We start from the raw sequence: 13,917 nt of genomic DNA, 5'->3' as shown, positions 1-13,917 counted from the left end.
CTTAGCCAGCCCTTACGAGACCGCCCTTCGCCTCTGACTGACGCCATCCGCTCGCGCCGAAATAGAGAATGTAGAGATAGCTCGGAATCGCGAGCAGCAGGTAGGCGAGCTGGAAATCGACGTGTTCCTTCAGCAGGCCAAACGCATAGGGCATCAGCGCGCCGCCAGAAATCGCCATGATCAGCAGCGCGGAGCCCGTCTCGGTGTGCGCGCCGAGGCCTCGGATCGCGAGTGGAAAGATCGCGGGCCACATCATCGCGTTGGCGAAGCCGAGCGCGGCGATGAATGCCACCGACGCATATCCCGTCGTCACATAAGCGCCGATTGTCAGCGCAACGCCCAATGCCGCCGATAGAGCGAGATAAGTCTGCTGCGAGAAGAGTTGTGGAATGACGAGCAGTCCGGCGACGTAGCCGACAAGCATCGCGAAGAGCGTGTAGGACGTAAAAAGCCGCGTCGCGTCGAGCGAAAGGCCGAAGCCCGCTCCGTATAGGCCGATTGCGTCCGCGGCCATCACTTCGACGCCGACATAGAGGAAGAGGCAGAGCACGCCGAGCCAGAGGTGCGGAAACGCGAAAATGCTCGATGTTCCGGAAGCAACAGCTCGATCCGGCGCATTGGCCGGTGCGGCTTTCAGATCGGGCAGCTGCGAGCGCACGATCCATACTCCGAGCATCGCGAGCAGCGCTGCCATCAACATGTACGGTCCGTACACGCGCGCAGCGAAGGCATCGAGCAACGCTTCGCGGGCTTCCGGCGTCGGCGCGTTCGACACGTCGGCGTCGAATCTGTCGATGCCCTTCAGCACGAGCGCTGCGAAAACGAACGGTGCGATGACGCCTGCAAACTTATGGCAGATACCCATCAGGGCGATGCGGCGCGCGGCGCTCTCATGCGGTCCGAGGATGCAAACGTAGGGGTTCGAAGCGGTTTGCAGGAGCGATAGCCCGGCTCCGATGACGAACAGTCCGGCGAGCGTGCCGGAATATTGGCGCATCGTCGTGAACTCGCCGAACACGACCGATCCGATCGCCATCACGAACAGGCCAATCGCCATGCCGCGCTTCATGCCGGTCCGGCGCAGAATGGCGGACGCGGGCAGTGCCAGGAAGAAGTACGAGAGATAGAACGCCATCGGCACAAGGAAGGCGTTCACGTCGTCGAGATTGAACGCGAGTTTGACGAAGGTAATCAACGGTCCGTTGAGCCACGTCACGAAGCCAAAGATGAAGAAAAGCACGCCTATGGCGATGACGCCGGTCGCCTCTTCGATGGGCGTCTGAACCTTCGGTGAGCTCAAGGTCGGCACTCGCTCAATACTATTATGCGGCGGGCGCGCGTCTGGTATCCGGGATTGCGATGGAAACTACGATTACTGTCGAAAACTCCAGCAAACCGGCATTTCTCGCGTCGTCGTGGACGCCGGGCCGCAGGCAAAATCTAGCTTCAATCCCTGCATTTGCTCAGATTTTTTTGATTATTCCCGCCTGACGTACTATCTATCTCCAAGTGGCAAAAAAGGTGCTTGACGAAAGTATACTTTTTTGACCAACTATAGCCTGATTACCCTATCGGGTATCCGATGCCGGGGCCTTGAACCCCGTTTGATTGGAGCCGAAATTGATCGTCTGTTCGTGCGCCGTAATATCTGACCGCGATATCGATGTCGCCGTCTCCGAAATCATGAGCACAGGACCCGGCATCCTGCCGACGCCCGGCGTCGTGTTCCGGCACCTCAACAAAAAGATGAACTGCTGCACGTGCGCGCCCGTAACGGTCGCGGCGATTTATGCAGCCATGGATCGCTTGGCCCAGACGACGCGCGTCTGCCCGTTCGTTCTCGCCGAGGCCCGCGCCAAGCTCATCCGCATCGAGGAACGGCGCCAGCAGCGGCAGCTTCGCATCAACGCCGAGATCGCCAAGCGCGCCCGTCGTCCCCAGCGCGCCATCGCTTAGATCTTCCAGAACAGTTTCTGCATTTTCGCCGTCCATCATGGCGGAAGCCTCTGGTGAAGCTTGCTCTTATCCGCTACGTGTCTACTTTAGAATGTTTCTGGACTGCGGTTCAGAAGCGTAAAGAGGCAGACTTGGGAGCGGCGCATGAAGGGCAACGACGAAATTATCACCCGTTTGAACGAGGCACTTAAGCTCGAACTGGGCGCCGTCAACCAATATTGGCTGCACTTCAGGCTGCTCGACAACTGGGGCTTCAAGAAGCTCGCAAAGAAAGAGCGGGAAGAATCCATCGAGGAAATGCATCACGCGGATCGGCTGATCGATCGCATCATTTTCCTCGAAGGGCATCCAAACCTTCAGTACGTCGCACCCCTTATGATCGGCGAGAACATCAAGGAAGTTCTCGAATGCGACCTCAAGGGCGAGAACATCGCCCGCGAATATTACAAAACTTCGCGCGAGATCTGCTTCAACCTCGGCGATTACGTGTCGATGATGCTGTTCGATGACCTCCTCAAGGACGAGGAGAGCCATATCGACTTCCTCGAAACGCAGCTTGAGCTTTTGAACACGATTGGCGTCGCGCTTTACGGCCAGCTCAATGCGGCCAGCGGCGACAAGGCCGAAGGCGAGAGCAAGTAACTTCAGTTCTGATCGCTTGACTTGCGGCCGTCTCTCCCGAGGCGGCCGCAAGCATTTTCCGGCCGGTTATGTCCGGCAGGTTCAGCGGGGCTCACTCGCCGTCATCCCGGCGAAGGCCGGGATCCATCCAGGCCGGATACTTGCGATGAACGGACCGTTGGACAGATCCCCGCCTGCGCGGGGATGACGTTCTGGGGCGGGCGTGACAGTCGTATCCATCTCCGTCGTCCCGGCCTTCGCCGGGATGACGGGGAGTTACCTCCGTCCGAAAAGGCGCTCGATGTCGGTGAGCTTTAGGGCGACGTAGGTAGGGCGGCCGTGGTTGCATTGGCCGGAATAGGGCGTGGCTTCCATCTGGCGAAGGAGCGCGTTCATCTCTTCGACCGTGAGCCTGCGTCCCGAGCGGACGCTGCCGTGACACGCCATGCGGGAGGCGACGCTGTCGAGCCGGTCCTTCAGGGCGCGAGCGGTGCCGTCGCTCCGAAGCTCGGCTGCGAGATCCTTGACGAGGCCTTCCACGTCGGTTTCGCCGAGAAGTGCGGGAACCTCACGCACCGCGACCGCGCCTCCGCCGAAGCTTTCGATCACAAGGCCAAGTTCCGCCAACTCGTCACTGCGGGCGACGAGACTATCGGCGTCGTCATCGTCGAGCTCGATGATTGCCGGGATCAAAAGCCCTTGCCGGGCGACGCCGCCGCTCGCAAGCGATGCCTTGAGCTTCTCGTAGACGAGGCGTTCGTGCGCGGCATGCTGATCGACGATGACGAGGCCGTCGCGCGTCTGCGCCACGATGTAATTCTCGTGAACCTGCGCCCGCACAGCGCCGAGCGGTTTATCGAGCGTTTCGCTCGCGGCCGGTTCTGTCGATGTCCGCGCATCGGCGCTCGGCGTGTTGAGCACGGCAAAAGGCGTCTGAGCTCGCTCGGAGAAACCCGAGAATGCCCGTTCGGATAAGTCTGGCGCCCGGCTCGGCGCCATCCATTGATAGTCGGAGGTTCCGGGCGAACCCGAATAGGACGGCGGGGGCACCGCTGAGTTCGGTAAAACGCCAGCCGCGAAGCTTTCGACCGTCAGCACACCACCTTGCGCGGACGCGCGGTACCCGGCCGTCGCCAATGCATCAGAAAGCGCTCTGACCATCAGCGCGCGCACGCGGCCGGAATCGCGAAACCGAACCTCGGCCTTGGCGGGATGGACGTTCACATCCACATCGGACGGCGCGACATCGAGAAACAGCGAGAGCAACGGCGAGCGGCCGCGCGGAATGAGATCGCCGTAGGCCGCGCGCACAGCTCCAATCAGCAGCTTGTCCTTCACAGGACGGCCATTGACGAAGAGAAATTGCTGCGTGCTGTCCTGGCGGTGAAGCGTCGGCAATCCGGCGAAGCCGAAGACGCGCATCGGCGCGGACGCTCCATTTCCGGCGCCTGAGACTTCGAGCGCGTCGTCCATGAATTCGCGGCCCATGATGGCGCCGATACGTTCGAGCCAAGCCGCAGATGAGCGGTCGCCGCGTGCAAAGATCGCCGGCTTCTTCTCACCGGTCTGCAGCGTGAAGCCAATGTCGGGATGCGCCATCGCGAGACGGCGGACGATGTCCGTCACGGCCATGGCCTCGGCGCGCTCGGATTTCAGGAACTTGAGCCGGGCGGGCGTCGCGGAAAAGAGATCGCGCACTTCCACCACTGTTCCGCGATTAACGGCGGCGGGCGCGAGCGGCGCTTTCGCACCTCGCGTGACGACGACGACCGCGCCCTGGTTCGCATCCCGTGGGCGCGATTTGATTTCTAGACGAGCTATCGAGCCGATGGACGGCAGCGCTTCGCCGCGAAAGCCGAGACAGCGAATGTCGAAGAGATCTTCCTCATCGAGCTTCGACGTTGCGTGGCGCTCGACCGCAAGAGCCAAATCCTCGGGCGTCATGCCGGAGCCGTCGTCCGTCACGCGGATGAGCGAGAGGCCGCCAGCCGCGATGACGATCTCGATCTGGGTCGCGCCCGCGTCTATCGCGTTTTCGACGAGTTCCTTGACGACGCTCGCCGGACGTTCGACGACCTCACCGGCCGCAATGCGGTTGACCGTTTCTGGCGAAAGCTGCCGGATCGCCACCGCGAACGTCCCCCAATCGATAAGCGCCTCAAGCGCCTTTCGCGAGGCGCTCCTTCGTCAGGATTTTCGCAAGCTCGACCGCCGGTTGATCGAACGGATCGACCCCGAGCAGACGGCCCGCGAGAATCGTTTCGATCATAAAGTGCATCACGATCGCGCCGATCGTTTTTTCGTCGAGTTTTGCAATGTCGATTGTTCGCACCGGGCGCCCGGCGCGGGCCAAAGCTTCAGGAACGGCGTGCGATTGGGCGGAAACGATATCGCCGACGGTGTGGCCGCCGAGCATATCCGCGCCTGCGATCTTCGCGAGTTCGGAATCGATTCGGGGGCCAACGCCCTCACTCGCAACGCGAACAACGGTCAGATAATGGTCGCGTGGGCCGTCCATGAAGAGCTGAAGCTGGCTGTGCTGATCGAGGGGGCCGAGCGCGCCGAGCGGCGTCGTTCCCTCGCCGCCCTTGCCCAAGCTTTCCGCCCAGAGTTGTACGAACCATGCCGCGAGGCGTCCGAGCCTGTCGTTGTACGGCATCATGACGAGCGTCTTGATGCTCTTCTCTTTCGAGAGCGCGACCGCTGTCGCGGCGCCGACGGCGGGCGCGAAGTCTTGCGGCTGGTTCGACGCGAGGAGCGCATCGACCACGCTCTTAGCTCCGGCGCGGATGGCGCGCGGATCGAGGCCACGGGCGATGGCGGGCATCAGACCGACGTTCGTCAGGCACGAGAAACGGCCGCCGATGCCGGTGTGATGCTCGAGTAGCGGAATGTTGAATTTCGAGAATAGTGTTCGGAGGCCATTCGCCTTGCCGGGCTTATCCGGCTCAGTGATGCCGAGAAAAAGTTTCGGGATCTCGGCCTCGAGACCCGCGTCCTTGACCGCCGTCAGCGCTGCGATGGCCTGCGCCAACGTCTCGGCCGTGCCGCCGGACTTCGACGTTACGATGAAGCGCGTCGTTGCGAGGTCGAGGGATTGAAGAACGCTCTGCAGCGTGCCGCCGTCGAGGTTGGCGTAAAATCTCGTACGCGGCCGGTTGCGCTGGCCCGGCAGCGCGACGCCCGCGATATTCCATCCGGCAAGCTGCGCGAACAGTTCGCCGCCGAGGCTCGATCCGCCGGTTCCGAAAAACACGATCGTCTTCGCGCCTTCACTCAGCTTCGCGTAGGCGGCTACGGCATCGGCGATGTCGCGCTCGTCTTCGACGATTCGAAGCAGCGGAAGCTTGCCTGTCCGATAATCGTCTTTCAGCGCTTCGACATGGGGAGCGATGCGATCGAGCCATGCCGCATGCTTAGAAGACGCGAGGCCATGTTCGCCAATCGCGCCTTCGAGACATCCGTCGATGCTCTGTCTAAATGAAATTTCGTCGTGCCGGTGCCCGTCTTGCATCGCCGCTCAACGCTCCTTGTTCAAATCGGTTCCGGCCTAGCCGATTTCAGATGAGCGGCCAAGAGCGCATCATAGCGATGCGGATGTTGCGCGGCGAGAAACCATCGCGCAGGCGTCATCCCCGAGAAGGCGGGGATCTATCCAAGCATGCGTTCATCGCGAATTGCGGGCTTGGACGGATCCCGGCCTCCGCCGGGATGACGTTCATTACGAAATACGAATTTCAACCGCGATCCGGTGCGGCGAGCGCCGGTTGCTGCAGGGCCGCGGGCGAAGCCGACTTCATGCCGGTTGGCTTGCCGACGATGGTGACGACGAGATCGTCCGGCTTCAGAAGCCGTGCGGCGACGCGCTTGGCGTCCTCGACAGTCACCTCGTTGATCAGCTTGTTGCGGTTTTCGACGTAGTCCGGCCCGAAGCCTTCCTGCATCAGCCCCAGGAGCTGAGAGGCGATCTTCGAGTTCGTGTCGAAGCGCAATGCGTAAGAGCCGGTGAGATAATCCTTGGCCGCCTGAAGATCCTCTTTCGACGGACCGTTGTCGGCCATCTTCTTCAGCTCGTTGCGGATGATGCTGAGGCTTTCGCCCATCGCCGCGTTCTTCGTCGCGACGCTGCCGACGAGGATCGAGGTTTGCTGGTAGGGCTGAATGTAGGTGTAGACCGAATAGGCAAGGCCCCGCTTCTCGCGCACCTCTTCCATCAGCTTCGCCGAGAAGCCGCCGCCGCCCAGGATGTGGTTGACGACGAATGCCGTGATGAAGTCGGGATCCTTGCGCGGCATGGCGCCGAGGCCGAACACGGCGACCGACTGCGGTACGCCCATCTCGACGATCTTCTGGCTTCCGCCCTTCACAGGCTCCGTCTGCGAGACGGGCAAGAGATCAGCCTTCGCGGGCAAAGCGCCGAACACATCGTCGATGAGCTTGCCCAGCTGTTCCGGTGTGATGTCGCCGACAGCGACAACCTTGAGGTTATCATGAGCAAAGGTGCGCTTGTGATAATCGAGGAGATCATCGCGTGTGATCTTCGAGACCGACTCCACCGTGCCGTTCGACGGGCGCGCATAGGGATGTCCGGCGAAAGCCTGCGCGTACCATTCGCGCATCGCGACCTTCTCGGGGTCCTTGTCGGCGTAGAGCAGGTTGGCGATGAGCTGCTGGCGAATGCGCTCGACGGCATCCGTATCGAAGCGCGGCTTCTGCACCGATAGCTTCAGAAGCTCGACGGCCTTGTCGCGGTTCGCCGACAGCGTTTCGAAGGATCCGTAGAGCGAGTCCTTGCTGTCGTCGTAGCTCATGCGCATGGCGATATCTTCCATGCGCTCCTGATACTGCTCGGATTTGATGTCCCCTGCGCCCTCATCCATCATCGCGGTGAGGAAGTTGGCGAGACCCTCCTTGCCTGCCGGGTCCTGGCTGTTGCCGCCATCGAAGGCGTAGCGCAACGAAATGAGCGGGACGCCGTGCTCTTCGACGAGCCAAGCTTCAATTCCGCCGGGTGATTTAATTTTCTGAATGTTCATTGCGGCTGCTTGGTGACTGACGGATGCAGTGAACAACAAGGCCAGCACCGGAAGCGCCAAGGCGATGTTGGGACGGACTGCTTTGCGAAAAAGCCCAGCAGCCGTTCGAGAAAAACCTATCATCAATTTCACCTCAATTCGCCGGTCGGTGATGGGGCGGGAAGATCTTCGGCCTGCGCGACGCCGGACTGATCAGGAACGAGATAGCCGGTCACCGAGTCCTTGAGATCGATGTACTTGGCAGCGACTTTCTTGATGTCATCCGCCGTCACCTTCGAAATGTTCGCGGGCCAGGCCTCGACGTCGGCGACGGTGCGGCCGACTGCGAGGTTCCAGCCGTAGCGGCGCGCGAGCGTCGCCTGGTTATCGCTGTCGTAGACGTAGTCAGCGAGGTAGCTGTTCTTGGCGCGGGTCAGCTCGGCATCGGTGACGCCGTTCTTGACGATGTTGGCCAGAACGTCGTCGGCTGCGGCCTCGACCTTTTCCAGCGGTATGCCGTCGGCGGCGACTGCGTAGAGCGAGATCGTGCCGCCATCGAGGCCATAGCCCGAGTAGTCGCCTCCGGCGCTTGATGCGAGCTTCGATTCAACGACGAGCTTCTTGTAGAGGCGGCTCGTCGATCCCGAACCCGCGATCTTCATGAGGATGTCGAGCGCTTCGGCTTCGCCAGGCTGAGCCGTGACGTAGCTCGGGGCCTGATAATAGCGCTGGAACGAATAGTTGCCGGCGCGCGGATCCTTGAGCGTCAAGCGGCGCGCGACGAGCTGCGGCGGATCGCTCGGCCGTTGGCGTGACGTCGGAACCGTCGGGTTCGCCGGGATCTTGCCGTAAGTTTCTTCCGCGAGCTTGCGGACTTCATCGGCCGTCACGTCGCCCGAGACGACGAGGATGGCGTTGTTCGGCGCGTAATAGTGCTTGTAGAAATCGAGCGCGTTCTGCCGCGAGAGCTTCGCCATCTCGTGGTACCAGCCGATGACCGGCTTGCCGTAGGGATGGTTCAGGTAGAGCGCCGCGTTCATCTGCTCGTCGAGGAGCGACGACGGATTGTTCTCGATGCGCGAGCGGCGTTCCTCGAGGATGACGTCGCGCTCAGTCAGAACTTCCTTCTCGTCGAGACGGAGATTGACCATGCGGTCGGCTTCCATCTCCATCATCTTGCCCAAGCGGTCTTTCGCGACGCGCTGGAAGTAGGCGGTCGCGTCGTTGCCGGTGAAAGCGTTGTCCTGACCGCCGAGGCGGCCGACGATCTTCGAAAATTCGCCGACGGGGATCTTATCCGTCGACTTGAACATCAGATGCTCGAGAAAGTGGGCGATGCCCGAGGTTCCGCGCTGCTCGTCGGCCGCGCCGACCCTGTACCAGACCATATGGGTCACGACGGGTGACCGGTGGTCGGGAATCACGACGACCTCCATGCCGTTCGCGAGTTTGAATTCGCTGGCGCGGGTCGTTCCGTCAGAGGCGTGGGCTTGTGGATTCACTGCGAGCATGAGCATGGCCAATAGGGTTAAGAGGCTAAATCGGGAGGACGTCGCAAGACGCATTATGGCGATCCTTCGAACCGTAAGCGTTAAAGCGCTGTCTGACGTTTTTCATCCTAAACCGAAAGCGAATTGCGGGGATTACTTTGTGCCTAGAGGGAAGCACGCCAGTGCGAAAATGTTTCCCCAATGAGCGGTGCTCGGGGGGTTAAAGTCAAATGACAAGGCGTTCATCTGAGGCAGCAAATATGCGGCCTGATCAGCATTTTTATGCGGCAGAAAAGAATTGATTATGAGGCGATCGAGCCGAACTCACTGGTCCTGAGAGTCGTCGTCGGCATCGCCGGAATTGGTCGAACCGGTCGTCCATTTTTTAACAGCGTTGAAGATCGACGGCTTGCAAGAGCCGAGCGGCCCTGACGCAGAATCGGCGGAAGAATCGCCGCGGAACTGTGCTTCTTCGTAGTTTTTCTTGCAGTAGTCGGCCTGCTGCTTTTCGAGATCCGCCTGCGAGACCTTCAACTTCTTGTCGGGGTCTTGAATCTCGGCAAGCGAGGGCTGTTCCACCTTGCCGCTGCCGGGTGGCGGCAGGGCTTCGAGGCCGGGCGGCACGACGAGAGGCTGGCGGGCGGCCATCTTGGGATCGCCCTTGGGAGCGCCATCGCCGTTCAGGCCCATGGCGTCGAAGACTTTGCCATTGAGCTGAACGCCATCAAATCCGCCGCAGCCCGCCAAGAACAGCGAGAGCGCGATGGACAAACTGATTTTGTGACCTAAATTCAATGACATGCTTATTTGCCCGTGCCTTGAATCGACACGCCCCCGAGTGCGGATAAGCCGACTTTGCGGCGCTAATGCGACTCGCCCCTGAAGGACTCATACAACAGGCCAATGACGCCAGCAACGATAGCTACGTCGGCGACATTAAAGACATACCAGTGGAAACCGAAGGCGTGCAGCGAAATGAAGTCGGCGACGCCGCCGATTCGCAGCCGGTCGATGGCATTTCCGATGGCGCCACCGATGATCAAGCCGAGGCTTACCGCCATCAGCCGGTTTCCCCTGCTCCAGTTCAACCAGAACCAGAGACCCGCGCTCGCCAGAGCGGCGAAGGCGACCAGCAGGTATTGGCCCTCGGCGCTTTCCTGATTGAACAGCGAATAGCTGACGCCGATGTTCTTCACGAACACCAGATCGAGAAACGGCGTGACCTCGACGCGGCCCTTCGCTTCGATGCCGTAGACGTCGAGCATCCAGAACTTGTGCGCCTGATCGACGGCGATCGTCGCGAGGAGGATGGCAAGCGCCAGCGGCGCCCATCTGCTCCAGACGACGCTGCGCGAGGCGATCCGTTGTCCGCTATCGGCCATCACATCGCTCCATCGTTGAATGCGGGCGCTGTCGGATCCCCCCGCCCCCAGCCCCTCCCCGCGAGGGGGAGGGGAGAAGAGGGAGCGCCGCTTGGATTCCCCTCCCCTTGACGGGGAGGGGTTAGGGGTGGGGTGATGATCGTAGATCGGAAGCGCATGATCGCAATCATGCAGCCGCACCGCCATCGATCTTGGCATCGATCTCGCGCATCGCCGCCGCATCGCGTGCAGACAGGTCGGGATAATCGGGATCGGAGCCGACGTCCTTGGTGATGCGCCAAGATCGCGCGCACTTCCGGCCTTCCGCGCGTTTGACGACAACACCGACACCCGGCTCGTTCGGAAGCGTGAACGAACCTTCCGGCGCCGGCTGATCGGAAATCGAAATATCCGACGTGATGGAAACTTCAGCCATATCGACACCGTCGAGCCCCGCCATCAGGTCGGGATCGGTGACGTAGACCTCGGGCGCGGCTTCGAGAGACGAGCCGATTTTCTTTTCCGCGCGGGCAATTTCAAGAGCGCCGGTGACCACGCTTCTGACTTCCTTCACGCGGTCCCACTTCGCCGCGAGATTGTCATCGCGCCATTCGCGCGGGATCTTCGGGAACGGCAACAGATGGACGCTTTCCGCTTCGTCCGGGCGATAGAGAAGCCAAGCTTCTTCCGCCGTGAACGAGAGGATCGGCGCGAGCCAACGGATCAGCGTATCGCAGAGCTTGTCGATGACGGTCAGCGCAGCCTTCCGCTTCATGCTCGACGGCGCTTCGCAATAGAGCGTGTCTTTGCGAATGTCGAAATAGAACGCCGACAGCTCGGTGTTCATGAACTGCGTCAGCAGGCCGACGATCTTGCGATAGTCGTAATGCTCGTAAGCCTTGCGGATTTCGTGATCGAGCTCGGCGAGACGATGCAACATCAGCCGTTCGAGTTCGAACGGTTTCAGGTCCTTCAGGCCAACGGCATCTTCGGGTTTGAAATGCGCGAGCGCGCCGAGCATCCAGCGCAGCGTATTTCTGAGCTTGCGGTAGGTCTCGGAGAACGTCTTCAGGATTTCGCCGCCTATGCGGAGGTCGTCGGAATAATCAGATGCCGCCACCCAGAGCCGCAAAATATCGGCGCCGGACTTCGCCATCACGTCCTGCGGCGCGACGACGTTGCCGAGCGACTTCGACATCTTCTGCCCCTTCTCGTCGAGGACGAAGCCGTGGGTCAGAACGATGTCGTAGGGCGCTTCTCCGCGCGTGCCGCAGCTTTCGAGAAGCGACGAGTGGAACCAGCCGCGATGCTGGTCGGAGCCTTCCAGATACATCACCCGGTCCTGGCCGCCATCGCGCTTGCGCTTCAGGCCTTTGAAGCCGGGGAAGGCCGTCGGGTCTTCCAGCGTGAAGGCGTGCGTCGAACCTGAATCGAACCACACGTCGAGTACGTCCTTGACCTGCTCCCACTTCTTCAGGTCTTTCGCGGGAATGAAGCCTTTGAGGAAGCGTTCCTTGGCGCCCTCCTCAAACCAGACGTCGGCGCCCTTTTCGGCGAACGCCTTTTCGATGCGCGCGATCAGTTCATCCGACTTTTCGAAGTCCGGCCCAGGGATGACCTGATCGGTTTCCGTATTGCGGAAGACGGTGATCGGCACGCCCCAGGCACGCTGACGCGACACGACCCAGTCGGGCCGGTTCTCGATCATGCCGTTGATGCGGTTCTCGCCCGCTGCCGGAACCCAAGCGACGCGCTTGATCTCGTCGAGCGCGATCTGGCGAAGCGTGGGCGAGTTGTGACCTCTTTTGATTGCGTCGGGCGACTCTCCTTCGGAGAGCCGGCCGCCCGACGCGAGTGGTTTATCCATGGCGATGAACCACTGTGGCGTGTTGCGGAAGATGACTGGTTTCTTCGAGCGCCACGAGTGCGGATACTGATGCTTGAGGCGACCGCGCGCGATGATGTTGCCGGCTTCGGCCAGCGCCTTGATGACGGCGTCGTTGGCGTCGCCCTTGTCACCGGTTTCCTTCAACACGCGCTTGCCTTCGAAGCCCGGCGCGGCCTTCGTCAGCACGCCATCGGCGTCGACGGTGAATGGCACGGTCGTGTCGATATCGCGGTCGCGCAGTGCCTTCTGGTTCTTCGTCCAGATGATGTAGTCGTCGGCGCCATGACCGGGCGCAGTGTGGACGAAGCCCGTACCTGTATCGTCGGTCACGTGATCGCCGTCGAGCATCGGCACATCGAATGTGTATCCGAGGTCGCGCAGCGGATGCTCGCAAACGAGATGATTGAGCTCGAACGCGCCGACGGGCCAACGGCGCTCATAGGCTTCGACCTTCGCCGCTTTCATCACATCGGCGGCAAGCTTGTCGGCCAGGATGTAGCGATCGCCCTTCTTCGCCCAATTGTTTTCCGGCGCTTCCGTCACCTCATAAAGGCCGTAGGCGATGCGGGAGGAGAAGCTGATCGCGCGGTTGCCCGGAATCGTCCAAGGCGTCGTCGTCCAGATGATGACGGACGCGCCGTGCATATTCTCGGGCGTTGCTTCTGGATGAATTTCGGGCGGCGTTTCGGCTGCGGCGTACTCTTCGTTCTGGACGACCTGCTTCACCGGGAATTTCACCCAGATCGTGTCCGACTGATAATCCTGGTATTCGACTTCGGCTTCAGCAAGCGCAGTCTTCTCGACGACCGACCACATGACGGGCTTCGAGCCGCGATAGAGCTGGCCGGTTGCCGCGAACTTCATCAGCTCGCGGGCGATGATGCTTTCAGCGCGGTAGTCCATCGTCAGATACGGGCGTTCCCAATCGCCGACGACACCCAGGCGCTTGAACTCTTCGCGCTGGACGCCGACCCAATGGTCCGCGAACTTCCGGCACTCGTCACGAAACGCATTGATCGCGGCTGGATCCAGGAAATTCGGCTTCTCGCGGCCCTTGGCGCGATACTGCTCCTCGATCTTCCATTCGATCGGCAGGCCGTGGCAATCCCAGCCCGGCACGTAGTTGGAATCGTGGCCGAGCATCTGCTGCGATTTGACGACCAGGTCCTTCAGGATCTTGTTCAGCGCATGGCCGATGTGGATGTTGCCGTTGGCATAGGGCGGGCCATCGTGCAGCGTGAACTTCACGCGGCCTTTCGACTGCGTGCGCAGCTTTTCATAGAGGCCGATCTCGTCCCAGCGCTTCAGCAGCTTCGGCTCGAGTTCAGGCAAACCGGCGCGCATCGGAAATTCCGTCTGCGGCAAGTACAGCGTCTTGCTCCAATCGCGGCCGCCCTCGGCTGCGGGGGATTCAGTTGCAGCACCAGCTTTGCCGGCAGCCTTTGCGTCTTTCGACATCGGTTAAACTTTCAATTCCAAAGGAAATCAGCGCGGGTTCTAGCAAGGTGCGCCCGCCAAGTCATCCCGCGCTCCGTCACCACGCCGGAACCCGATTTTTATAACGTCATCCCCGCGGAGGCGGGGAT

At 61.1% G+C, this 13,917-nt stretch carries 10 protein-coding genes; 2 read left to right on the top strand and 8 right to left on the bottom strand.

Going from position 1 to position 13,917, the window contains the following annotated elements:
* Position 1: 1 nt before the first annotated feature.
* Complete coding sequence (locus tag G359_RS05110; protein ID WP_045837667.1) at positions 2-1,300, bottom strand: sugar MFS transporter; 1,299 nt, start codon at positions 1,298-1,300, stop codon at positions 2-4.
* A gap of 320 nt (positions 1,301-1,620) precedes the next feature.
* Between G359_RS05110 and G359_RS05105 the strand changes: the two genes are divergently transcribed.
* Together G359_RS05105 and bfr are read left to right on the top strand one after the other, a co-directional pair.
* Positions 1,621-1,956 carry a hypothetical protein gene (locus G359_RS05105; protein ID WP_045837666.1) on the top strand — a complete coding sequence of 112 codons (336 nt, stop codon included), beginning with the start codon at positions 1,621-1,623 and terminating at the stop codon, positions 1,954-1,956.
* Positions 1,957-2,100: 144 nt separating this feature from the next.
* The gene (gene bfr / locus G359_RS05100; RefSeq protein ID WP_045835254.1) at positions 2,101-2,598 is read left to right on the top strand and encodes a bacterioferritin; all 498 of its coding nucleotides are present in this window, start codon (positions 2,101-2,103) and stop codon (positions 2,596-2,598) included.
* A 255-nt stretch (positions 2,599-2,853) separates the two neighbouring features.
* Here the strand turns inward: bfr and mutL are convergent, their stop codons facing one another.
* The 7 genes from mutL to ileS form a co-directional block, all read right to left on the bottom strand.
* On the bottom strand, positions 2,854-4,707 hold the full coding sequence (mutL, locus tag G359_RS05095) for a DNA mismatch repair endonuclease MutL (protein WP_045835253.1): 1,854 nt from the start codon (positions 4,705-4,707) through the stop codon (positions 2,854-2,856).
* Between the two features lie 28 nt (positions 4,708-4,735).
* Positions 4,736-6,091: a hypothetical protein gene (locus G359_RS05090; RefSeq protein ID WP_045835252.1), complete on the bottom strand. Its 1,356-nt coding sequence runs from the start codon at positions 6,089-6,091 to the stop codon at positions 4,736-4,738.
* Between the two features lie 223 nt (positions 6,092-6,314).
* Positions 6,315-7,736, bottom strand: a complete 1,422-nt coding sequence (locus G359_RS05085; protein WP_045837665.1) for a M16 family metallopeptidase — start codon at positions 7,734-7,736, stop codon at positions 6,315-6,317.
* A gap of 5 nt (positions 7,737-7,741) precedes the next feature.
* Complete coding sequence (locus tag G359_RS05080) at positions 7,742-9,103, bottom strand: M16 family metallopeptidase (RefSeq protein WP_371199032.1); 1,362 nt, start codon at positions 9,101-9,103, stop codon at positions 7,742-7,744.
* Between the two features lie 303 nt (positions 9,104-9,406).
* Complete coding sequence (locus G359_RS05075; RefSeq protein ID WP_045835250.1) at positions 9,407-9,883, bottom strand: hypothetical protein; 477 nt, start codon at positions 9,881-9,883, stop codon at positions 9,407-9,409.
* A gap of 62 nt (positions 9,884-9,945) precedes the next feature.
* Positions 9,946-10,464, bottom strand: a complete 519-nt coding sequence (gene lspA, locus G359_RS05070; protein ID WP_045835249.1) for a signal peptidase II — start codon at positions 10,462-10,464, stop codon at positions 9,946-9,948.
* Between the two features lie 166 nt (positions 10,465-10,630).
* A complete protein-coding gene (gene ileS / locus G359_RS05065; protein WP_082072808.1) occupies positions 10,631-13,789 on the bottom strand; it encodes an isoleucine--tRNA ligase in 3,159 nt (1,052 codons plus the stop codon).
* Between the last annotated feature and the right edge of the window lie 128 nt (positions 13,790-13,917).

The sequence above is a fragment of the Hyphomicrobium sp. 99 genome, assembly GCF_000384335.2.
Lineage (GTDB): Bacteria > Pseudomonadota > Alphaproteobacteria > Rhizobiales > Hyphomicrobiaceae > Hyphomicrobium_B.
Note: the sequence above shows the minus strand (reverse complement) of the source record. Positions and strands in the feature narration are given on the sequence as shown.

Excerpts from the sequence above, each read along its gene's own strand:
- G359_RS05090 (WP_045835252.1), bottom strand. The coding sequence starts at position 6,091 with ATGCAAGACGGGCACCGGCACGACGAAATTTCATTTAGACAGAGCATC.
- lspA (WP_045835249.1), bottom strand. The coding sequence starts at position 10,464 with ATGGCCGATAGCGGACAACGGATCGCCTCGCGCAGCGTCGTCTGGAGC.
- bfr (WP_045835254.1), top strand. The coding sequence starts at position 2,101 with ATGAAGGGCAACGACGAAATTATCACCCGTTTGAACGAGGCACTTAAG.
- G359_RS05080 (WP_371199032.1), bottom strand. The coding sequence starts at position 9,103 with ATGCTCGCAGTGAATCCACAAGCCCACGCCTCTGACGGAACGACCCGC.
- G359_RS05085 (WP_045837665.1), bottom strand. The coding sequence starts at position 7,736 with ATGATAGGTTTTTCTCGAACGGCTGCTGGGCTTTTTCGCAAAGCAGTC.
- ileS (WP_082072808.1), bottom strand. The coding sequence starts at position 13,789 with ATGTCGAAAGACGCAAAGGCTGCCGGCAAAGCTGGTGCTGCAACTGAA.
- G359_RS05075 (WP_045835250.1), bottom strand. The coding sequence starts at position 9,883 with ATGTCATTGAATTTAGGTCACAAAATCAGTTTGTCCATCGCGCTCTCG.